General features: G+C 55.0%; 16 protein-coding genes, 1 tRNA gene and 2 pseudogenes. 12 read left to right on the top strand and 7 right to left on the bottom strand.

What is annotated here, in order from left to right:
* Positions 1–81: 81 nt before the first annotated feature.
* Positions 82–1,710: a CTP synthase gene (locus tag NQ012_RS05245; RefSeq protein WP_257066559.1), complete on the bottom strand. Its 1,629-nt coding sequence runs from the start codon at positions 1,708–1,710 to the stop codon at positions 82–84.
* Between the two features lie 56 nt (positions 1,711–1,766).
* Here NQ012_RS05245 and NQ012_RS05240 point away from each other — a divergent pair.
* A pseudogene (locus tag NQ012_RS05240) lies at positions 1,767–2,015 on the top strand (hypothetical protein).
* Positions 2,016–2,048: 33 nt separating this feature from the next.
* Here NQ012_RS05240 and NQ012_RS05235 read toward each other — a convergent pair.
* Positions 2,049–2,198 carry a hypothetical protein gene (locus NQ012_RS05235; RefSeq protein ID WP_257066558.1) on the bottom strand — a complete coding sequence of 50 codons (150 nt, stop codon included), beginning with the start codon at positions 2,196–2,198 and terminating at the stop codon, positions 2,049–2,051.
* Positions 2,199–2,524: 326 nt separating this feature from the next.
* Between NQ012_RS05235 and NQ012_RS05230 the strand changes: the two genes are divergently transcribed.
* From NQ012_RS05230 to NQ012_RS05220, 3 genes and pseudogenes are all read left to right on the top strand, one after another.
* Positions 2,525–4,987 (top strand): heavy metal translocating P-type ATPase, encoded by a 2,463-nt coding sequence (locus NQ012_RS05230; RefSeq protein WP_257066557.1) that lies wholly within the window; start codon positions 2,525–2,527, stop codon positions 4,985–4,987.
* A gap of 68 nt (positions 4,988–5,055) precedes the next feature.
* Positions 5,056–6,129, top strand: coding sequence for an NAD(P)H-dependent flavin oxidoreductase (locus NQ012_RS05225; RefSeq protein WP_257066556.1), 1,074 nt, complete (start codon positions 5,056–5,058; stop codon positions 6,127–6,129).
* Positions 6,130–6,633: 504 nt separating this feature from the next.
* A pseudogene (locus NQ012_RS05220) lies at positions 6,634–6,777 on the top strand (lipoprotein signal peptidase); the annotation flags it as partial.
* Positions 6,778–6,825: 48 nt separating this feature from the next.
* On the opposite strand, the gene NQ012_RS05215 reads toward NQ012_RS05220, so the two are convergent.
* Together NQ012_RS05215 and NQ012_RS05210 are read right to left on the bottom strand one after the other, a co-directional pair.
* On the bottom strand, positions 6,826–8,259 hold the full coding sequence (locus tag NQ012_RS05215) for an NAD-dependent succinate-semialdehyde dehydrogenase (protein WP_257066555.1): 1,434 nt from the start codon (positions 8,257–8,259) through the stop codon (positions 6,826–6,828).
* A 172-nt stretch (positions 8,260–8,431) separates the two neighbouring features.
* Positions 8,432–9,286, bottom strand: coding sequence for a c-type cytochrome (locus tag NQ012_RS05210; RefSeq protein WP_257066554.1), 855 nt, complete (start codon positions 9,284–9,286; stop codon positions 8,432–8,434).
* Between the two features lie 253 nt (positions 9,287–9,539).
* On the opposite strand from NQ012_RS05210, the gene NQ012_RS05205 reads away from it, so the two are divergent.
* The 5 genes from NQ012_RS05205 (at position 9,540) to ilvC (ending at position 13,723) form a co-directional block, all read left to right on the top strand.
* Positions 9,540–9,615 (top strand) — tRNA-Arg (locus tag NQ012_RS05205).
* Between the two features lie 366 nt (positions 9,616–9,981).
* Positions 9,982–11,760, top strand: coding sequence for a biosynthetic-type acetolactate synthase large subunit (ilvB, locus tag NQ012_RS05200; protein WP_257066553.1), 1,779 nt, complete (start codon positions 9,982–9,984; stop codon positions 11,758–11,760).
* On the top strand, positions 11,760–12,251 hold the full coding sequence (gene ilvN / locus NQ012_RS05195) for an acetolactate synthase small subunit (RefSeq protein ID WP_085365007.1): 492 nt from the start codon (positions 11,760–11,762) through the stop codon (positions 12,249–12,251). The genes ilvB and ilvN overlap by 1 nt, the downstream gene beginning before the upstream one ends.
* Before the next feature lie 118 nt (positions 12,252–12,369).
* On the top strand, positions 12,370–12,675 hold the full coding sequence (locus tag NQ012_RS05190; protein ID WP_257066552.1) for a putative quinol monooxygenase: 306 nt from the start codon (positions 12,370–12,372) through the stop codon (positions 12,673–12,675).
* 34 nt (positions 12,676–12,709) lie between these two features.
* Positions 12,710–13,723 carry a ketol-acid reductoisomerase gene (gene ilvC, locus NQ012_RS05185; RefSeq protein ID WP_257066551.1) on the top strand — a complete coding sequence of 338 codons (1,014 nt, stop codon included), beginning with the start codon at positions 12,710–12,712 and terminating at the stop codon, positions 13,721–13,723.
* Between the two features lie 263 nt (positions 13,724–13,986).
* Here ilvC and NQ012_RS05180 read toward each other — a convergent pair whose 3' ends face one another.
* Together NQ012_RS05180 and dapC are read right to left on the bottom strand one after the other, a co-directional pair.
* Entirely contained in the window at positions 13,987–14,886 is a 900-nt protein-coding gene (locus tag NQ012_RS05180; RefSeq protein ID WP_257066550.1) for a DMT family transporter, read from the bottom strand.
* 346 nt (positions 14,887–15,232) lie between these two features.
* Positions 15,233–16,423 (bottom strand): succinyldiaminopimelate transaminase, encoded by a 1,191-nt coding sequence (dapC, locus tag NQ012_RS05175; RefSeq protein WP_257066549.1) that lies wholly within the window; start codon positions 16,421–16,423, stop codon positions 15,233–15,235.
* A 452-nt stretch (positions 16,424–16,875) separates the two neighbouring features.
* Here dapC and NQ012_RS05170 point away from each other — a divergent pair, with 452 nt between their 5' ends.
* From NQ012_RS05170 to NQ012_RS05160, 3 genes are all read left to right on the top strand, one after another.
* A complete protein-coding gene (locus NQ012_RS05170) occupies positions 16,876–18,270 on the top strand; it encodes an MFS transporter (protein ID WP_257066548.1) in 1,395 nt (464 codons plus the stop codon).
* Positions 18,271–18,325: 55 nt separating this feature from the next.
* The gene (locus tag NQ012_RS05165) at positions 18,326–19,858 is read left to right on the top strand and encodes a phospholipase D family protein (protein ID WP_257066547.1); all 1,533 of its coding nucleotides are present in this window, start codon (positions 18,326–18,328) and stop codon (positions 19,856–19,858) included.
* Positions 19,859–20,373: 515 nt separating this feature from the next.
* The gene (locus tag NQ012_RS05160; RefSeq protein WP_257066546.1) at positions 20,374–22,152 is read left to right on the top strand and encodes a transferrin-binding protein-like solute binding protein; all 1,779 of its coding nucleotides are present in this window, start codon (positions 20,374–20,376) and stop codon (positions 22,150–22,152) included.
* Between the two features lie 121 nt (positions 22,153–22,273).
* On the opposite strand, the gene NQ012_RS05155 is transcribed toward NQ012_RS05160, so the two are convergent.
* Positions 22,274–22,597: a hypothetical protein gene (locus NQ012_RS05155; RefSeq protein WP_257066545.1), complete on the bottom strand. Its 324-nt coding sequence runs from the start codon at positions 22,595–22,597 to the stop codon at positions 22,274–22,276.
* Positions 22,598–22,606: the final 9 nt, after the last annotated feature.

The following is a 22,606-nucleotide window of genomic DNA, read 5'->3' as shown; positions in this document are numbered from 1 at the left end:
TGAATTTGGCAAAGGTTGGCATATTGCGGCAACAAAAAAGCACCCTGAACAGGGTGCTTTCGGTTTTAACGGCAGGCTGCGTCAAACTTTTTTATTCGCCAGCGCCGCTTTGATATAGGCCGTAAACAGCGGGTGGCCTTTGCGCGGGGTGGAGGTGAATTCGGGGTGGAACTGGCAGGCAAAAAACCATGGGTGGCCGGGCAGCTCGATGGTTTCCACCAAGCGTTCGCGGCCGGCGGATACGCCGCCGATTACCAAGCCTGCTTTTTCCAGCTCGGGCACGAAGTTGTTGTTCACTTCGTAGCGGTGGCGGTGGCGTTCTTTGATTTCGGTGCTGCCGTAGATTTTGGCGGCAAGGCTGTCGGGCTTCAATTCGACTTCCTGTGCGCCCAAACGCATGGTGCCGCCCAAATCGGCGTTTTCGTCGCGTTTTTCCACGCTGCCGTCGGCGGTTTGCCACTCGTCGATCAGCGCCACAACGGGATACGGGGTTTTCAGGTCGAACTCGGTGGAGTTGGCGCCCTGCAAGCCGGCCACGTCGCGGGCGTATTCGATCAGCGCAATCTGCATACCGAGGCAGATGCCCAAATAGGGGATATTGTTTTCGCGCGCATATTTGACGGCGGCGATTTTGCCTTCCACGCCGCGCACGCCGAAGCCGCCGGGCACGAGGATGGCATCCATATCGTGCAGGCAGCCGGTGCCTTCTTTTTCGATGGCTTCGCTGTCCACATAGGTAATCTGCACGTCGGTTTCGGTGTGGATGCCGGCGTGTTTCAGGGCTTCGGTCAGCGATTTGTAGGATTCGGTCAAATCCACATATTTGCCGACCATGGCGATTTTAGCGGTGTGTTTGGGGTTTTTGATGGCGTAAACGATTTTTTTCCATTCGGTCAAATCGGCCTGCTGCACGTTGAGCTGCAACTGCTCGCAAATAATGTTGTCGATGCCCTGGTTGTGCAGCATTTCGGGGATTTCGTAGATGCTGTCGGCATCGTAGCTGCCCGCCACAGCGCGCTCTTCCACATTGCAGAACAGGGCGATTTTGCGCTTTTCTTCTTCGGGCAGAATGCGGTCCATGCGGCAGATCAACACGTCGGGCTGGATGCCGATTTCGCGCAATTCTTTCACCGAGTGTTGGGTGGGTTTGGTTTTGATTTCGCCGGCGGCGGCGATATAGGGCACATAACTCAGGTGCACGTATAAGGTGTTGTTGCGGCCGAGCTGGCTGCGCATCTGGCGGATGGCTTCCAGAAAAGGCAGCGATTCGATATCGCCCACGGTGCCGCCGATTTCGACGATAGCCACATCATGCCCCGCCGCGCCTTCGTGGATTTTACGTTTGATTTCGTCGGTGATGTGGGGGATAACCTGCACGGTGCCGCCCAAATAGTCGCCGCGGCGTTCTTTGGCAATCACCTGTTCGTAAACCTGGCCGGTGCTGAAGCTGTTGCGGCGCAGCATGGTAGAATTGATAAAGCGTTCGTAGTGGCCCAAATCGAGATCGGTTTCGGCACCGTCTTCGGTAACGAACACTTCACCGTGCTGGAACGGACTCATGGTGCCGGGATCGACGTTGATATAGGGGTCGAGTTTGAGCATGGTGACGTTCAAACCGCGCGATTCGAGAATGGTGGCAATAGAAGCGGCGGCGATACCTTTACCTAATGAAGATACGACGCCGCCGGTTACGAAAATAAACTTGGTCATGATTTTTACCGCTCGTTTTGAATGTGCGATTTTACCTTGAAAGAAGGGCGTTTTCAATAAGGTGTAGGCCGTCTGAAAACCTTTCAGACGGCCTGAGACCTTTGCAAAACCGCCATCTGCGGCGCATTTCTGCGTTGTGCGCTGCTCACTCGCTTGCCTAACTCCATGTTATGTCTGCGCTCGCTGCGCTGCTACGCCTTGAACTGCATCCGCATCTGAGGGTTTTGCAAAGGTCTCGGCCTGTTTTGAAATCAGGCGGGGCAGTGCGGCAGCGCAGCCGTTATGCGCGGAGCGGGTATGCCTGACGGCTGTTTTTTTATCCGCCCGTGTGTTGCCGTTTAAACCGCGGTGTGTTGCGTGTGTGTTTGGGTGGTTTTTTTCTTGTTTGGAAACAGGCTGCTGTAAACGGCCCAAGCCGCCAAGCCGGTGTAGCCGAGCATGGACAGCACACCGATAACGGCGAAAATGGGCATCAGGCGGTCAATCATGGGTATCTCCGAGTAAAGAAACGTTTTATTGCGTATTTGTTTGTTAATTCCATTAATTGAAATAAAAAGACTTGAAAATTTATTTATACTTTGTTTGATGTATTATATTTTGGAATTTTAAAAATTTTCTGTCAACTTTTATAACATTAAATTATTTTTAAAAAGGAATAGTGTTGTAAATTTATGTAATCAAGGGTTTGGAATCGATAACGTTGTTGGCCTGGAGATGGGAACAAAACATGCGGCGGGCGGCGGAAAACCCGAGGCCGTCTGAAAGGGCGGTGCGTCGTTGCCCGCGCCAAGCGCTGCGCGTACAATTCCGGCCTATGAAAAAAACATGCTTCCATTGCGGGCTGGATGTGCCCGACAACATTTCTTTAACCGTGGTTTACGAAAACGAACCGCGCGACACCTGTTGTGCGGGCTGTCAGGCCGTGGCGCAGGGGATTATCGATGCGGGGCTGGGCAATTACTACAAACAGCGCACGGCCGATGCCGAAAAAGCGGCGCTGCCGCCGCAGGAAATTCTCGACCGCCTGAAACTTTACGACCTGCCGGAAGTGCAGGCCGGTTTTGTGGAGGCGGGCTCGGGCGAAGAGCGCGAGGCGGTGCTGATGCTGGAGGGCATTACCTGCGCCGCCTGCGTGTGGCTGATCGAGCAGCAGCTTTTGCGCACGGCGGGGGTGTTGCGGGCGGATTTGAATTACAGCACCCGCCGCGTGCGCGTGTTGTGGGACAACAGCCGCGTGCTGCTTTCCGATATTCTGCTGCGCATTCAAAAAAGCGGTTACAGCGCCGTGCCTTACGATGCCCATAAAATGGAAGAGCAGGTGCAGGCCGAACGCAAGCAGTCGCTGATACGTTTGGCGGTGGCGGGTTTGTCGATGATGCAGACGATGATGTTCGCCGTGCCCGAATATCTTTATGGCAATGAAATCGAGCCGGTTTATTTGAACGTGCTGCATTGGGGTTCGTTTTTAATGGTGCTGCCGGCGATGCTTTATTCGGCGGTGCCGTTTTACCGCGGTATGTGGCGCGACCTCAAAAACCGCCGCACCGGCATGGATACGCCGGTGGCGGTGGCGCTGATTCTGACGTTTTCGGCCGGCGTGTACAGCCTGCTAAGCGGGGCGGGGCAGGGGATGTATTTCGAATCGATTGCCATGTTTGTGTTTTTTCTGCTCGGCGGCCGCTATATGGAGCAGATCGCAAGGCGCAAGGCGGGGGATGCGGCCGAGCGGCTGGTGAAGCTGGTGCCTGCGTTCTGCCACAAGCTGGGCGGTTATCCCGACAACGAAACGGCCGAAGAGGCGGCGGTGGTACAGCTGCGCCCGGGTGACGTGGTGGCGGTGTATCCCGGCGAAGTGATTCCGGTGGACGGCACGGTGCTGGCGGGCGAGAGCGAGGTAAACGAAGCCATGCTCACCGGCGAGAGCCTGCCCCTGCCCAAACAGGCGGGGTCGGCGGTGGTGGCGGGTACACTCAACACGTCCGGCCCGCTGGTTATCCGCACCGACCAAGTGGGCGGCGGCACGCGGTTGGCGCACATCGTGAAACTGCTCGACCGCGCTTTGGCGCAAAAACCGCGTTTGGCCGAACTGGCCGACAAATACGCCGCTTTCTTTTTATCGCGCCTGCTGCTGTTGGCCGTGCCGGTTTTCGTGGGTTGGACGATATACGCCGGCCCCATGCAGGCGTTGTGGATTACCGTGTCGCTCTTGGTGATTACCTGCCCGTGCGCGCTTTCGCTGGCTACGCCCACCGCGCTGGCCGCTTCCACGGGCGTGCTGGCTTCAGACGGCATCTTGATCAGCGGCAGCGGCAGTTTGGAAACTCTGGCTCAGATTGACGATGTGGTGTTTGATAAAACCGGCACCTTAACCCGGGGCACTTTATCGGTTATCGAGGCGCGCCCGTTAGGCCGTCTGAACAGCCGCCTGGCCACTGCCGTTGCCGGTGTGCTGGAAGCCCAGTCGGAACACCCCGTGGCCAAAGCCATTCTGGATTATGCCGAACGTTCGGGCGCCGAAGGGCAGCATGAAATCTGTGCCGAACAGCGCGCCAACCATGTGGGCAGCGGCGTGAGCGCACGGCTCACGGTAAACGGCGAAACGCAAATCTGGGCGTTGGGCAAGGCGGATTTCGTAGCGGGCATTTCCGGCAACCTGCCCGAAGCGGGCATGATCGAGCACGGCGGCGGTTTGGTTTACCTCGGCAACCAACAAGGTTTTCAGACGGCCTTTCTGCTGGCCGACGAAACCAAAGCAGGCATTGCCGATATGCTGGCCGAGCTTAAAGCGCAGGGTGTACGGCTGCACCTGCTCAGCGGCGACCGCAGCCCCGCCGTAGAAAACCTTGCCCGCGGTTTGGGTTTGGACAGCTACCGAGCGGAAGCCTCACCCGAAGACAAACTGGCTTATGTGGAAACCCTGCAACGGCAGCAGCGCAAAGTGCTGATGGTGGGCGACGGTATCAACGATGCCCCCGTGCTGGCGCAGGCCGACGTTTCCGTGGCCGTGTCGGGCGGTGCCGACGTTGCCCGCGAAGGGGCCGATGTGATACTGCTGAACGAAGATATGCGCGTGTTGCCGAAAACCATACGGCAGGCGCGGCGCACCCGTTCGGTTATCCGCCAAAACCTGATTTGGGCCAGCGTTTACAATCTGATTGTGGTGCCTTTGGCCGTGTGCGGTTACGTTACCCCGTGGGTGGCCGCGCTGGGCATGAGCCTAAGCTCGCTGGTGGTGGTGGCCAATGCGTTAAGGTTGTTGAAAAAAGAGGCTGTCTGAAAACAGAAAAGGCCTTGGATGGGATTGCAGGGAAAGTAACCATAGCTACACCGATTTAGGAGCAAACCATGAATACCGTGTCCCGTTTGTTGAAGCTGATTCAAACCCGCCTGCCGCTGATTCAGGCGCCGATGGCGGGCGTGCAGGGCAGCAGGCTGGCCGTTGCCGCCTGCCGTGCCGGCGCGCTGGGTTCGCTGCCCGCCGCCATGTTGCCGGCCGAGCGTTTGTGTGCCGAAATCGAAGCCGTGCGGCGGCAGACCGACCAACCGTTTAACATCAACTTTTTCGCCCACAAACAGCCGCAAGCCGATGCCGCGCAGCAGGCAGCATGGTTGCAGGCGCTGCAACCGTTTTACCGCGAATTCGGCTTGAATGAAGCAGACGTTGCCGCAGGCGGCGGCAGGCAGCCGTTTGGCGAAGAGCAGGCGGAAATCGTGCTGCGTTACCGCCCGGCCGTGGTCAGCTTTCACTTCGGGCTGCCCGAGCAGACATTGTTGGACAAAGTGAAAAGCAGCGGCGCCGTGGTGATGTCGAGCGCCACCACAGTGGAAGAAGCCCGCCGGCTCGAGGCCGGCGGCGCCGACATTATTATCGCGCAAGGCTTGGAAGCAGGCGGCCACCGCGGCATGTTTCTCAGCAGGGACTTAACCACCCAGTCGGGCACGTTCAGCCTGCTGCCGCAAGTTTGCGCGGCTGTAAACGTGCCGGTGGTGGCAACAGGCGGCATCTGCAATGCCGCCACCGCCCGCGCCGCCTGTGATTTGGGCGCGGCAGGCATACAGATCGGCACCGCGCTGATGCTGGCCGACGAGGCCGACACCTCGCCCCTGTACCGCGCCGCCCTGCAAAGCAGCCGTGCCGAACATACCGCTCTAACCAACCTGTTCAGCGGCGGCTTCGCGCGCGGCATCGTCAACCGCTTTATCCGCGAAGCCGGCCCCATCAATCCCGCTGCACCGCCTTTCCCGCTGGCGCAGGCTGTGGCCGCACCGTTGAAAGTGGCGGCGGAGAAACAGGGTTCCGACGAATTTTCTTCGTTGTGGGCAGGGCAGAATGCGCCGCTGGCCGAAACCGGCAGCGCGGCGGAAATTATCGGCAGAATCATGGCAGGTTGGGGAAATGTGCCGGAAGGTAGTGAATGAGATGGAGTTAAATTATTGATACAAAAGGTTTATAAAGATATTCAGGCCGTCTGAAAGTATGCGTTATATGCTTTCAGACGGCCTGAAACCTTTGCAGAAATTTCAGTTCATGCCGGTATTTTAATATCTTCGTCATGCTCGGGTTTAACCCGAGCATCTTTTTGTTTCAAAAGGAATAACAGATACCCGGGCTGAGCACGGGTATGACGAAACATAAATAAATTCAGGGTTGGGGAGTGTAGTCAGAATGCTTGCGAAGCGGTTTTTTGAGGAAAAATCCGCAGATGCCAGGCAAAAAGCGCAGCAAGATTGGACATCTTGCGAGCATTTTAGCTTCGCAAGTCCGCTACGCTACCTAACGCCGCAGATGCGGACTTTAACCAAAAATACCGCCGCAACGCTTTCTGACTACACTCCCTAAAACGTGTTTTTGCAAAGGTCTCAGGTCAAGCCCGAGTATGACGGTGAATACGGCAATCGGGCATTTCAGACGGCCTGAGACCTTTGCAACCCCCCCATCTGCGGCGCATTTCTGCGTTGTGCGCTGCTCACTCGCTTGCCTAACTTCATGTTATGTCTGTGCTCGCTGCGCTGCTACGCCTTGAACTGCATCCGCATCTGAGGGTTTTGCAAAGGTCTCGGCCTGAGCGGATTTTGCAAAAGTATCAGTCTATCCGTTTCTGTGCCGGCAGATATTCAGCCGATATCCAAACACAGATATTTCAATTCGAGATATTCGTCTATGCCGTATTTGCTGCCTTCCCTGCCCAAGCCGCTCATTTTGATGCCGCCGAAAGGCGCCACTTCGTTGCTGATGATGCCGGTGTTGATGCCCACCATGCCGTATTCGAGCGCTTCGGCCACACGCCATTGGCGGGCAGTGTCGCGGGTAAACAGGTAGGCAGCCAAGCCGGCTTCGGTGCGGTTGGCTTGGGCAACGGCTTCTGCTTCCGATTCGAATTTGAACACGGGACAGAGAGGGCCGAAGATTTCTTCGCGGGCCAAAAGCATATCGGCGGTGGCGCCGCTTAACACCGTCGGTTCGAAAAACGTGCCGCCCAACGTGCTGCGCCGCCCGCCGGTTAAGCATTGCGCGCCTTTTTCGAGCGCATCGGCGATGTATGCTTCCACCTTGGCCACCGCGTCTGCATCGATTAACGGGCCTTGCTGCACGCCTTTGTCCAAACCGTTGCCGAGTTTCAGACGGCCTGCCTGCACGGCGAGGCGGCGGCAGAATTCGTCGTAAACGCCGGCCTGCACATATACGCGGTTGGTACACACGCAGGTTTGGCCGCTGTTGCGGAATTTGCTGAGCATGGTGCCTTCTACGGCTTTGTCGAGGTCGGCATCGTCGAAAACCAGCAGGGGGGCGTTACCGCCCAGCTCGAGGCTGAGTTTTTTAATGTGCTCGGCGCTGTTGCGGAAAATCTGTATGCCCACTTCGGTGGAGCCGGTGAAGCTGATTTTGCGGATAATCGGGTTTTGCGTGAAAGTGTGGCTGATGTCGGCGGCTTTGCCGTTCACAACCGCAAACAAGTCTTGCGGAATGCCTGCGCGGTAGGCCAACACGGCTTGGGCGTAGGCGCTCAGGGGTGTTTGGCTGGCGGGTTTGACAATCATGGCACAGCCTGCCGCCAGTGCGGGTGCTGCTTTGCGGGTAATCATGGCGGCCGGGAAGTTCCACGGGGTGATGGCGGCGGTCACGCCGACGGGCTGCTTGATCACCATCAGCTTTTGGGTGGGTTTCAGGCTGGTGAGAATGTCGCCGTCGATGCGGCGGGCTTCTTCGGCAAACCAGCGGATAAACCCTGCGGCATAGTCGATTTCGCCCAGCGACTCGGCCAGGCTTTTGCCTTGTTCCATCGTCATCAGGCGGGCGAGGTTTTCTTTGTTTTCCTTCATCAGGCGGTACCATTGCCAAAGTATGTCGGCACGCTCCAGCGCACTTTTCGCCGCCCACTCGGTTTGGGCGGTTTGGGCTTTGGCGATGATGTGGTTCAGCTGTTGCACGGAAGCGGTACGGATATAGGCCAGCGTGTCGCCGGTAGCGGGGTTGCGGATTTTGAGGCCGTCTGAAAGCGGGGTGGTGCGGACGTCGGGGTGGTTAAGCAGTTGTTCGATGGCGTTCATGGCGGGTTCCTGTGAAAGCGGCGGGCGGCACGGCCGGGCGGGAAAACCTGATTTTCCGTTTTGTGCCGGATAGGGTTGGGGCCGTCTGAAAAGGTTGCGGCAGCGGCCGGCCCAAATAAAAAAAGCGTACCTGAATAGTACGCTTTTAAAAAACATTTGAGTATGAAGCTGATCAAATTTTACCGCCGGATTGGTTAACCATATAGGTTACCGCGGCTTTCACTTCGTCGTCTGTCAGATTGGCGTTGCCGCCTTTGGCCGGCATCAGGCTGCCGCCGGGGCCGGTGAAGCCTTCGATCGCATGTTTGAACAGAGTTTCTTTGCCTTGTTTGATGCGCGGTGCCCACTCATCATTTTTGGTGATTTTGGGTGAATTGGGAATGGCAGAAGTCGCACCGTGGCAGGCAACGCAGGTGGCGTCGAACACTTTCTTGCCGTCGGCCGAAGCGGTGGCGGCAGCCGGAGCCGCTGCACCGGCGGAATCGGAAGCCGCAGAAGAAGCAGAAGAAGCGTCGGCATCCGAAGCGGCAGCACCCGAGGCCGCGCCTACGGCCGGGGCTTGCAGATTGCCGCCTGATTGGTTGGCCATATAAGCGATGGCGCGTTTGAGTTCGTCGTCGGTCAGGTCGGCCTGGCCGCCTTTGGCCGGCATGGCGTTAAAACCGTTGAGTGCGTTGTTGAACAGGGTTTCGAAACCCTTAGCGATACGCGGCGCCCATTCGTTATTGTGGGTTACGCGGGGAGCGTTGGGGATGTTGCCGTCGGCGGCGTGGCATTGGATACAGATTTTGTTGAAAATCTGCTCGCCGGTGCGTTGGCCGACGGGTGTGCCGTCGCCCATGGTAACGCTGCCTGCGGGCATGATGCGGGTTTGGGTGGCGGAGGGCGTGGAAGCCTCTACATCGCTGTAATAGCCGCTGGTTGCCAGTTTGACCAGAAAAAACAATACTGCAAGCAGGATTACGATGCCGCCGATAAGCGGAGTTAACGCAGAGCCTCGGGCTTTGTTGTTGCTCAAGTGGTTCATGTGGTTGGGCCTCGCCGTTTTTGGTAGGTTGTGAGGATAAGGGATTGTAATTGTTGGTTCTGTTAATTTGCATTAACAATAATTTGCTGGATTATACTGAATTCGCGGCGGCTTTCCAATCTTTAAGTTTAACCTTCCTCAAAAAAATGCCGATTACTACATCCGCCTACATGCTGTGCGCAAAAGACGGTGCGGCGCGCATGAAATAACTTTTGCCAAAAAGGGCGTTTTGCGTTAATCTGTCGGCCTTTCCGCACCCATAGCTCAGTTGGAAGAGTGTCAGTTTCCGAAGCTGGAGGTCACAGGTTCGATCCCTGTTGGGTGCGCCAGTTCGGTTGTCGGGCAGCTCCGTGTTATGCGGTGTTGCCCGATTGGTTTTCAGGCCGTCTGAAAGCGGATTTTCTTCGGTAATACCGATTTATTTTGTTGTAAATCAAACATTAAAACATATATGAATTTTTTCTGCTTTCAAATGAAAGTTTTTGTCTTGATTGGATAGAGTGTTTGGGTTATCTTTCAAGCTCTTTTACTTCGATAAACGCTCAAGCGTCTGAATCAATTGATTGGGCTGCTTGGCTGCCGCTGTTTTTCTGCAATGCGCGTACCCTAAACCGCTGCCTGCAGAAATTGCATTACAGGTGCTGTGGCGGAGCCGGCTTCCCCTATTGGTTTACACGCAGAAAAAAGAGGCAGATATGCAGTTATCAGGTGCACAAATACTCGTGCAGAGTCTAAAGGCCGAGGGCGTGGAATACGTTTTCGGTTATCCCGGCGGCGCGGTTCTCGAAATCTACGACGCGCTTTTCCAGCTTAATAAGTTCAAACATATTTTAGTGCGCCACGAGCAGGCCGCGGTACATGCCGCCGATGCTTATTCGCGCACCAGCGGCAAAGTGGGCGTGGCCTTGGTAACATCCGGCCCCGGCGCCACCAATGCGCTGACCGGCATTGCCACGGCCTATTCGGATTCGATTCCGTTGGTGGTGATTACCGGCCAGGTGGGCACGCCCGCCATCGGCACCGATGCGTTCCAAGAAGTGGACACCGTGGGCATCACCCGCCCGTGCGTGAAGCATAACTTTCTGGTAACCGATATCAACGAGTTGGCCGTTACCATTAAAAAGGCATTCCAAATCGCCGCCAGCGGCCGCCCCGGCCCGGTGGTGGTGGATATTCCCAAAGACGTTACCCAGGCGATGGCGAAATTCAGCTATCCGCAGGAAGATATCTTTATCCGTTCCTATCAGCCCGTTACGCAGGGTCACACCGGCCAAATCAAAAAGGCCGTGCAGATGCTCGCTTCGGCCAAGCGTCCGCTGGTGTATTTCGGCGGCGGCGTGGTGCTGGGCAATGCGCATCAGGAACTTATCGACTTCGTGCGCCTGACCGGCGTACCGTGCACCGGCACGCTGATGGGCTTAGGCGCATATCCGGCCGGTGACCGCCAATATCTCGGTATGTTGGGTATGCACGGCACCTATGAGGCCAACCTGGCCATGCAGAATGCCGACGTGGTGGTGGCGGTGGGTGCGCGTTTCGACGACCGCGTGGTGTCGGTGCCTACCAAGTTCTTGGAAAAATCCAAAAAAATCATTCATATCGACATCGACCCTTCAAGCATCGCCAAGCGCGTGCGGGTGGACGTGCCGATTGTGGGCGATGTGAAAAACGTATTAACCGAAATGACTTGCTTGTGGAAAAAGCAAGAGCTGGTGATTACGCCCGCCGCCCTTGAAAAATGGTGGCAAACCCTCGAAGCATGGCGCAGCCGCAACTGTTTGTGGTTCGATAACGACGGCGAAATCATCAAGCCGCAATATGTGGTGCAGAAACTTGCCGAGATTACCCAAAATTCGGCCATCATCACCTCGGATGTGGGCCAGCACCAAATGTTTGCCGCGCAATATTATCCGTTCGAGCGCCCGCGCCAATGGCTCAACTCGGGCGGTTTGGGCACGATGGGCGTGGGTTTGCCCTATGCGATGGGCGCCAAATTGGCAGCGCCGGAGCGGGATGTGTTCTGCATCACCGGCGAAGGCTCAATTCAGATGAATATCCAAGAGCTTTCCACCTGCTTCCAATACCGTATTCCGGTTAACATCGTTACCCTCAACAACGGTTATCTGGGCATGGTGCGCCAATGGCAGGAGCTTTATTACAGCAACCGCGAATCGGAAACCTATTTTGATTCGCTGCCCGATTTTGTGAAACTTTCCGAAGCCTACGGCCACGTCGGTATCCGCGTAGAGAAGAAATCCGACGTGGAAGGCGCGCTGCGCGAAGCGGTAAGGTTGAAAGACCGTTTGGTGTTCCTCGACTTTATTACCGACAAAAAGCAAAACGTGTTCCCGATGGTGGGCAACGGCAAAGGTTTGGACGAAATGGTGCTGCCGCCGCATATGCGCGAAACGCCCAAAGATTCCGATGTAAACGATGTGAAAGACCGTGATTACGACACAAGGAGCGTGCCATAATGCGACATATTTTATCTATCCTGATGGAAAACGAATCAGGCGCGATGAGCCGCGTGGTGGGCCTGTTTTCGGCTCGCGACTACAACATCGATTCATTGGCCGTGGCCGCCACCGAAGACAAAACCCTGTCGCGCATGACCATCGTTACCCACGGCGACGATACCGTGCTGGAGCAGATCACCAAACAGCTCAACAAACTGGTTGAAGTGGTGAAAGTGGTTGATTTGAACGAAAGCCGTTTCGTCGAGCGCGAGCTGATGCTGGTGAAACTGCGCGCGCTGGGCAAAGACCGCGACGAATTCCTGCGTCTTACCGAAATCTACCGCGGCAGCGTGGTGGACGTTACCGACAAAACCTACACCGTCGAAATCACCGGCTCCAGCGACAAACTGGATTCGTTTTTAGAAACCGTAGGCAAAACCGCGATTCTCGAAACCGTGCGCACCGGTGCCGCAGGCATCGGCAGGGGCGAGCGGATTTTGAGAATTTAAACAGGTATTTCAGACGGCCTAAGCGTGCAGATTCAAGGCCGTCTGAAACGCCGGAAACCTTTTCAGACGGCCTCTAAAGATTAATTTGGCCGTCTGAAAAAACACTAAGGAAGCCGCCATGCAAACCGTTAAAATTGCCGCCACCATTGTTGTCAAACCCGAACACCGCCAAGAGCTACTCGGCGTGTTTCAGCAACTGGTATCGGCCAGCCGCCGAGAAACAGGCAACCTGCGTTATGATCTGCACCAAGACATCGAAAACCCAAACCGCGTGGTGTTTTTCGAAATCTGGCAATCGCAGGCAGCGGTGGACGAGCACGGCCAAAGCGCGCATTTCCAAAACTTTCTCAAAGCCATCGAAGGTAAAACCGAAAGTGTGGACATCGTGCTGATGAGCGATATTTCCGACAACGCCAACCAATAACTTTTTCAAACATTCATCCCTATAAGGAAACAACATGCAAGTTTATTACGATAAAGACGCCGACCTATCCCTCATCAAAGGCAAAACCGTAGCCATCATCGGCTACGGCTCGCAAGGCCACGCCCATGCCGCCAACCTGAAAGATTCGGGCGTGAACGTGGTGATCGGCCTGCGTCAGGGCGGTTCATGGAACAAGGCCGTTGCTGCCGGACACGACGTGCGCAGCGTGGCCGATGCCACCAAAGCCGCCGACGTGGTGATGATTCTGCTGCCCGACGAAAATCAACCCGTTGTCTATAAAAACGAAATCGCCCCGCACCTGAAAGATGGCGCCGCTTTGGCATTCGCCCACGGTTTCAACATCCACTACAACCAAATCGTACCGCCGAAAAACGTCGATGTGATTATGGTTGCCCCCAAAGGCCCCGGCCACACCGTGCGCAGCGAATACCTCAAAGGCGGCGGCGTGCCCACCCTGATTGCCGTTTACCAAGACAACTCCGGCAAAGCCCGCGACATCGCCCTCTCTTACGCCGCAGCCAACGGCGGCACCAAAGGCGGCGTGATTGAAACTAACTTCCGCGAAGAAACCGAAACCGACCTGTTCGGCGAGCAAGCCGTATTGTGCGGCGGCGCGGTGGAGCTGGTGAAATGCGGCTTCGAAACCTTGGTTGAAGCCGGCTACGCCCCCGAAATGGCCTACTTCGAGTGCCTGCACGAGCTGAAGCTGATTGTGGATTTGATGTATGAAGGCGGTATCGCCAACATGAACTATTCGATTTCCAACAATGCGGAATACGGCGAATACGTTACCGGCCCCGAAGTGATTACGCCGGCCACCAAAGAAGCGATGAAAAAAGCGCTCTACCGCATCCAAAGCGGCGAATACGCCAAAATGTTTATTCAGGAAGGTGCCGCCAACTACGCCAGCATGACTGCCCGCCGCCGTCTGAATGCAGACCACCAAATCGAAAAAGTGGGCGCACAACTGCGCAGCATGATGCCGTGGATTGCCAAAAACAAACTGGTTGATTTGGATAAAAACTAACCGGTATCTGATGTACAGGCCGTCTGAAACCTTTCAGACGGCCTGTGTTTTTTACACAAGCCTTGGCGCTAAACTTCAACCCGAAACCTTTGCAAAACTTATTGAGGCCGTCTGAAATGCTTAAGTACCGCCATACTCGGGCTTGACCCGAGTATCTCACCTTTTTGAAAGGTATTGAAAAACAAAAAGATGATCAGATCAAACTTAGGCATGAGGCAGATGTTTTAAAGGCTTCATCTAGGAATATGGGTTTTGCAAAAGCCTCACCCCGACGCCCGCTTATTGCTCAACAAAATCCCGCCGAAAATCGCGGCAATGCCAACCAAGTGGTAAAGGTGGAGGGATTCGCCCAGCAGGGTAACGGCCAGCAGCGTGCCGAATACGGGCATCAGGTGTATGCTCAAGCCGGCGCGTACGGCGCCGACGCGGGCGATGGCGGCGGTGTAGCACAGATAGGCCACCACCGACGGAAAAATGCCCACATAAGCCAAACCGGCGAGCGTATTGCCGTTCCAATAAACCGGAACATCACCCGCGCGCTCCCACAGCCACAGCGGCAACAGCACCAGCAAGCCCAGCATAATCTGCACGGCGGTCAGGCCGGTGCGGTTGATTTCGGCGGGCATCTGCCGCATCCATAATGTGTAGAACGCCCAGCACACCACCGCAGCCGACACCCACAAATCGCCCGGGTTAAAGCGCAGCGCCCATAAATTGTCCGGCTGGCCGCGCAGAATAATCACCAGCACACCACATAGCGACAGCAGCAGCCCGGCCGTCTGAAAGCGGTTTAACTTCTGCCCGTAAAACAACGAGCCGATCAGCATAATCAGCACGGGAATGCACGAATTGAGCAGCAATGCGTTGGTGCTTGTGGTTTGGTGCAAGCCGGTATAAACCAGCGTGTTGAACGCCGCGATGCCGGTGAGCGAGGTGCCGATAACCAGTTTGGCGTGGCGGCGGTATAAAGTGCGGTCGCGGCGCATGGCTGCCCAAGCGAAGGGGAACAGAATCAGCAGCGAAATCACCCAGCGGCCGAACGAAAGGGTGAGCGGCGGAATATCGTTGCGCACGGCGCGCGCAACGATCACATTGCCCGCCCACAGCAGCGGCGGCGTGATCAGAAAGGGAAGGTTTTTTAATAATGACGGGGGTGTCGGCATGATTCAGAACAGCGGCGGGTTGGAGTAGGCAGATTGGGTTTCAGACGGCCTGAGACCCTTGCAAGTTGTTTAGGCCGTCTGAAATATTCAACCATCGTCATTCCCGCGTAGGCGGGAATCCGGAATTTAATAAGTTATTGAAATAAAATAATTAATAGTTTTAAGGTTAGATCCCCGCCTGCGCGGAAATGACGGAATTTAAGCATTTCAGACGGCATTAGGGGTATTTTTGCAAAGGTGCCGGCCTTCGGGTTTTTTACAAAGATTCCGGCCTATAAGCGGTTTGCACCGGCAGCACAGATTAAGAAGCAGGGCGCATCAAACACCCTGCCGTTATGGCAGCCGTTTAGCGGCGGTATAGCGCCGCAATGGTTTGGGCCGCTTTAACGCAGGTTTCCACATCGGCCACCAGCGCGATGCGCACATAACCCGCGCCCGGGTTGCCGTGTTCGGTGTCGCGGGCCAAAAAGCGGCCGGGCAACACTTGGATGGCGGCCTGCTGCCACAGCGTTTTGGCAAAGGCCAAGTCGTCGCCGTCGGGCACTTTCAGCCAGATATAAAACGAAGCGTCGGGCAGGCGCACGTCGAAAACGGTTTGCAGGATAGGCAGCACTTTGTCGAATTTTTCCTGATACAGGCGGCGGTTTTCGATAACGTGGGCTTCGTCGTTCCAAGCGGCGATGCTGGCGCGCTGCACGGGGATGCTCATGGCGCTGCCGTGATAGGTGCGGTAGAGCAGGAAGGCTTTGAGAAGCTCTACGTCGCCCGCAACGAAGCCGGAGCGCAGGCCGGGCACGTTGGAGCGTTTGGAGAGGCTGGTAAACATCACGATGCCTTTGTTGCTGCGGCCGAGCTGCTGCGCGGCTTGCAGGCCGCCGATGGGTTTGTTGCCGCCGAAATAGATTTCGGAATAGCATTCGTCGGAAGCGATAACGAAGCCGTAGCGGTCTTGCAGAGCGAAGAGTTCCGCCCAATCGTCAAGCTGCATCACGCTGCCGCTGGGGTTGTCGGGCGAGCAAACGAACACCAGTTTGGTGCGCTGCCAAACGGTTTCGGGCACTTGGCTCCAGTCGGGCAGAAAGCGCGGGGCGCGGCTGTTGGCAAAGTGGATTTCGCCGCCGCCGAGCAGGGTGGCGCCTTCGTAAATCTGATAAAACGGATTGGGGCTGACAACGGCGGGTTTGGAGCCGTCTGAAACGTGTTCCAGCACCACTTGGGCAAACGAAAACAGCGCTTCGCGGCTGCCGAGCACGGGCAGGATTTCGGTTTCGGGGTCGAGTTGCAGGCCGTCGTAGCGGCGCGCCGCCCAGCCGGCACAGGCCTGCCGCAGTTCGGGCAGCCCGGCGGAAAGGGGGTATTTTTCAAGCTCGGCCAAAGAAGCGGTAAGCGCGTCGGTAATCACGGCGGGGGTGGGGTGTTTGGGTTCGCCGATGTGCAGCGGCACGGGGGCGGTGCCGGCGGGCGCTTCCAGCCCGGCCATGGCTTCGCGCAAACGGGCGAAAGGATAGGGTTTGAGGGTGTCGAGTAACGGGTTCATAAGTGTGGGTTCGGACGGCGTGCTATTGAAAAGAATGCGTATCTTAACATCAATCGCGCGGGGCGTGCGGTTGCAAGGGCGGGACTCCGTCAGCAGTAAAGCCCGTCGGCTTGTTGAAGGCCGTTGAATAGTTATATGGCCAATCAACTTAAGAAAAAAGTACACACGTCATACTCGGGCTTGACCCGAGTATCTTTTTGGATTTTAGAAGCTTTTTAAGAAAGTGAGATACTCGGGTCAAGCCCGAGTATGACGAAAACTGTTGTTAATAAATAGCTTGACTTATCTGTACCGCCTTCGGCTTGTTGCTTTGTACCGAAAATTTAAGTGGATTCATATAGTGCCATGAAAACAAAAGCAAACCTTATATCAAGCCGTTGCGCTTTCGCGTACAATCCGGTTTTCGGCAAAACGCCGCCCGCATATTTTCAGACGGCCTGTCCAACCGCTCCATGACCACCCGATCCGCACCGTCAAAATATCTGCCCATGTTGCTGGCCGTTGCCATCTTCATGCAGATGCTCGATACCACCATACTCAACACCGCGCTGCCGAAAATGGCGGCCGGTTTGAACGAATCGCCGCTCAATATGCAGTCGGCGGTGATTGCTTATGTGCTGACGCTGGCGCTGCTGATACCTCTGAGCGGTTACCTGGTCGACCGTTTCGGCACGCGCAATGTGTTTGTTACCGCAATGGGGCTGTTTATGACCGGCTCGCTGCTGTGCGCCGCCGCGCCCAACCTGCCCATGCTGGTGCTGGCGCGGGTGGTGCAGGGGCTGGGCGGTTCGATGCTGGCGCCGGTGCCGCGGCTGACCCTGATGCGGGTGTATGAAAAATCGCAGCTGCTCAATGCCATCAATTATGCCGTGATGCCCGCGCTAATCGGCCCGATATTGGGGCCGCTGGTGGGCGGCTATCTGGTGGAATATGCAAGTTGGCACTGGATTTTTCTGATTAACCTGCCCATCGGCGCATTGGGCATCTGGCTGGCTTTGAAAGTTATGCCCAACATCAAAGGCGAGAAAGGCCGTTTCGATATGGTGGGCTTTCTGCTGTTTGCCGCTGCAGCCTGCGCCCTGAGTTTGTCGGTGGAAATCATCACCCACCCCGGAGCGTTGCTGTTTTCAGTGCTGCTGGCGGTGTTCGGAGCAGCGGCATTGTGGCTTTACCGCGAACACGCCAAGCGCGACGAAGACCCGATTTATGCAGGCCACCTGCTTCAGGTGCGCACGTTCCGCATCGGGCTGGGCGGAAATCTGGCCAGCCGCTTGGGCATCAGCTCGGCGCCGTTTTTATTGGCGCTGATGTTTCAAGTGGCGCTCGGCTTCAGCGCCAGCCTGTCGGGCTGGCTGGTGGCGCCGATGGCGTTGGCCTCGCTATTGGTGAAGCCGCTGATTAAACCGATTATGACCCGCTTCGGCTACCGCAAAGTGCTGATCGGCAACACCCGCATTCTCGGGCTGCTGATTGCAGCGGTAGCGCTGCCGCCTGCCAACGCGCCCCTGTGGGTATGGGTGGCGCTGCTGTTCGGCATAGGCTTGTGCAATTCGATACAGTTTTCCGCCATGAACACCCTCACCATTGCCGATTTGCGCCCCTATCAAACCGGCAGCGGCAACAGCCTGATGGCGGTTAACCAGCAGCTTGCCATGGGATTCGGCATCGCATTGGGCGCGCTGATGCTGCAATGGTTCAGCCGCAGCAGCCTGGCAGGCGGCAACCTGCACACCGCCTTCCGCTGCACCTTCGCCGCCACCGGTGCCATTACCTTTGTATCCAGCCTGATATTCGTCCGTTTGCACCGTTCAGACGGCCAAAATCTGGTCGAAGCAAAAAAAGGGTAAAATACCCTGCAACAAGAAAACGTGTTCAGGCCGTCTGAACACCACCCGAAAACGCATGAAACCACACATCATTTTATTAACCCTGCCAGCCATCCTTACCGGTTGTATGAGCCTGCCTTCATTAGAAAACCGCACAGTCAGCCAATACCTCGACGTGCCCGCCTCGCCGCGCCTCGTTTCCGCGCTCACGCCCGCCAAAGCAGGGCAGGCCGATTTAGAGCCGGATACTTCGGGCATCTATGTGCTCGATGACGCACACGATGCCTTCGTTGCCCGCGCCACCCTGATCGATGCGGCCGACCACACGCTCGACTTGCAATACTACATCTGGCATAAAGACGTTTCCGGCAGAATCCTTTTCAACATGCTGCACCGCGCAGCCGAGCGCGGCGTGCGCGTGCGGCTGCTGCTCGACGACAACAATACCAACGGGCTGGACAACATACTCGCCGCACTCGACAGCCACCCCAATATCGAAATCCGCCTGTTCAACCCCTTTCTCACACGCAAATGGCGCGCGCTGGGCTATCTCACCGATTTCCCGCGCCTCAACCGCCGTATGCACAACAAATCGCTCACCGCCGATAACCACGCCACCATCGTCGGCGGGCGAAATATCGGCGACGAATACTTCAACATCGGCGCAGACACCGCTTTTGCCGATGTCGATATCCTTGCCACCGGCCGCGTCGTAACCGAAGTTTCCGAAGATTTCGACCGCTACTGGGCGAGCGAATCGGCCTACCCGTTCGAGCGCATCGTGCGCCGCGCCAACGCAGAGAAAGGCCGCGCAGAACTCGAAATCAGCGATAACGACCGCAACCAAACCCTCGCCCGCTACCGCCGCGATTTGGAACAGTCGCAACTGTTCGAAGCCATCAAAAACAACCGCATCCAATGGCGGCACGTCAAAACCAAACTTGTTAGCGACGACCCAGCCAAAGCGCTAGACCGCGCCCGCGACAAACCGCAAATCAGCGACAAACTCGACGAAGCCCTAGGTTCGCCCGAAAAAGAAATCTATTTGGTATCGCCTTACTTCGTGCCCACCAAATCCGGCACCGAAGCCATTGCCGATTTGAAAAAACAAGGTGTTGACATCACCGTGCTCACCAATTCCCTGCAAGCCACCGACGTGGCCGCCGTGCATTCCGGCTATGCCAAATACCGCAAGCCCCTGCTTAAATCAGGCGTTGATTTATACGAACTCAAAGCCGTTCATGCCGTGCCCAAAACCAAAGACCGCGGCTTAACGGGCAGCTCGTCCACCAGCCTGCACGCCAAAACCTTTATCGTCGATCAGCAGCGCGTATTTATCGGTTCGTTCAATCTCGACCCGCGTTCCGCACGGCTCAACACCGAAATGGGCGTGGTTATCGAAAGCCCGCAGCTGGCGCAGGATATGCAGCACAGATTGGTAGAAATCACCCCCGCATATGCCTACAAGGTTACCCTCGGCAAACACAACAAACTGCAATGGCAAGATCCGGAAGACGGCACAGTTTCCAAAAAAGAACCCGAAGCAGGCTTTTGGAAACGCATCACCGTAAAAATACTTTCCATTCTGCCGATAGAAGGATTGCTGTAAAAGCAACAGGCCGTCTGAAAGATTCAGACGGCCTGAAACCTTTGCAAAATTCTTTTCGGCATATTAAACCCTCTTCGTCATGCCCGGGCTTGACCCGGGCATCTTTTTGTTTCAAAAGAAATAACAGATACCCGGGTCAAGCCCGGGTATGACGAAACATAAATAAATTCAGGATTAAAACGCATTTTTTGCAAAGGTCTCAGCCTGAAACCTTTGCAAGTTAATTAGGCCGTCTGAAATACCCAACTACCGTCATACTCGGGCTTGACCCGAGTATCTTTTTTCACCCGCCGGAAAACCTCGTTCCGGCGCCGCATCGCTGTTTCGTTACCGGGGCAAAACCCCTGTTCCAATGTTGCAAAATAGATATATGTCCCTCAGCAAAACCCGCACAATTGTTAATGACAATTGTGTTTAAACAAGCATTAATTTACAATTTCTCAAATTTGTTATGAATTGTAATTTCCGAAGGAAAACCTTTTCCGCCGGCCGAACCATTAACCTAAGGGGATATCATGTCTAAGAAAACAACCGTAAAACACATTGCACTCACCATCGCCTGCGCAGCCGTTTTAGCCGCCTGCGGAGGCGGGGGAGGCGGTTCGACCAGCACAGATTTGGTCGATAACGCCGTTGCCGCACGCAACGTAATGAACATGATCGAAGCGCTGGACGAAGCTGCCGAAATCACACTGGAAGACAAGGCAAGCGTAGAGGCGGCCGCACAAAGCTACAACCGCCTGAGCGACAGCCAGAAATCCTTAATCAGCAAAGAGCAGAAAGACAAACTCGCAGCGGCGTTGAACGCATTGGCCGCAGCATCGGCTGCCGGTACGTCAACCGGCAGCGGCAGCACCGTTGATACTTCCGAAATCAGTGATAACAACAGTTTGGCACCTTTAAATCTGCCTGCTCCGTTGCATACTTCTTTTATTTCTTCTACGGGTGCACAACAGCACAACCCTCATCTTCAATTGCGTACGGTTGACGGTAAACCGACCTTTGTAGATTCGCAAATCGGTTTGATCCGCACATTGGTTTTAAATAAAAATGACCAAGTGGTTCTGGATGGTGCCGTTTTAACAAACTCGGCAGAGTCTCCTGCCTCCCAAGTTAATTATCGCACTCCCAACTCCTCCATCACTAAATACACATCAGCCGGCTCTACTTTAGAAGATATTGCCCCTTTGTTCGGAAAGGAAAAGGGCGTATATTCAGAAGTAAAAACTACTTTAGACGAAGGAATCAAATCGGATTATACGAAGCTGGATGAGGCTTGGAAGATAATTAAAGATCCTGAGGCCGATCCTAAGGCAATTGCAGAGGCTAAGAAAGTTGTTCAAAATTTGCGCCCTACATACACCTCTGATTTTAAATATGATTATGCATTGGAATTAGCTAAGAAGGAGCAGGAAAAATTTACTGAGCAAGGAATGAAAGATGCTCTTGATAAGTTGAAAGATCAATATAATAAAAATATGCAAGATGCTGGCGAGTTGGCCTCAGCATGGGAAAAATACAATAATAATGGTGACAGTGAGGCTTGGTCTGTTATAGAAAAGTATGAGCCGAAACTGACAGACCAAATGCTTTTGCGCGTTGTGCTAGATGCCAATAGCAATAACGCAATTGATGGTATGCCTGCCGGTGCTGAAAAAACGTTGGATGCCGTTGAAGGTATTGCCTATGTTCAGAAAGACAAAGATAAATTGGCTTTCGATAAAAAATTTGACGGGGTATATGTTATTAAATTTGCAAATGGGGTGCGTATCACTTTGCATGATCCTGCTGCTGCCGGTTGGACTTATCAAACTTTTGCCCATTATGTTGATATGAATAACAATATTAGCCATGCTTATCAAAGTGTAGGTAATGAAACCCCTGTTGCCGATATGCCCACCAGCGGCACGGCAACTTATACCGGTATTACCACGGCTTATTTGGTTGAAAAAGATAAAGCCGACCGTCAGCTGACTGCCGATGTGAAAGCCGTGGCCGATTTTGCCAAAAAAGGTTTGCGTTTTGAAACCAGCAATGCGCAGTTTCACGCTTTGAATAACGGCGTGCGCGAATCGCAAGCGGCTTCCGGCTACAACATGAAAGGCTCGGCTTCATGGTCTGCCAACAGCAACAGCTTTACAGGCACTGCCGCCACGGCAGACAACCAAATGACAGGCCGGCTGCTGGGTAAATTCTACGGTGCGCAAGCTGCCGAAATCGGCGGTACCTACGGCTTGAAAAATGACGGCAACACCAAGCAGCTTATCGGCGGCTATGGCGCCAAACGGCCGTAAGCCGGTGGTTTTACCGGGTTAACCCGTAATATTGAGACAGGCCGTCTGAAATCTTTTCGGATTTCAGACGGCCTGAGACCTTTGCAAAATTCAAATTGCTATCTAAAAAATCTGAACTCCGTCATTCCCGCGCAGGTGGGAATCCAGGTGCTTGGCATTCAAGTATTTGTTTAATCAACACTTCAATATTTCCATCTGGATTCCCGCCTGCGCGGGAATGACGGGATTTAAACATTTCAGACGGCCTTAAGGTATTTTTGCAAAGGTCTCGGCCTGATTCTTTTTGATTGGTTTCGCTATAAATTAAAACACCTGCGTCATACTCGGGCTTGACCCGAGTATCTTTATTGGTTTTCAGAATTTCTGAAGGAAGTGGGATACTCGGGTCAAGTCCGAGTATGACGAAAAAGAAACTTTTGGTGATGTTTTTGAATGAATTTTGCAAAGGTCTCGG

Origin of the sequence: Neisseria dentiae (assembly GCF_024580525.1) — a bacterium.
Taxonomy (GTDB): domain Bacteria; phylum Pseudomonadota; class Gammaproteobacteria; order Burkholderiales; family Neisseriaceae; genus Neisseria; species Neisseria dentiae_A.
Note: the sequence above shows the minus strand (reverse complement) of the source record. Positions and strands in the feature narration are given on the sequence as shown.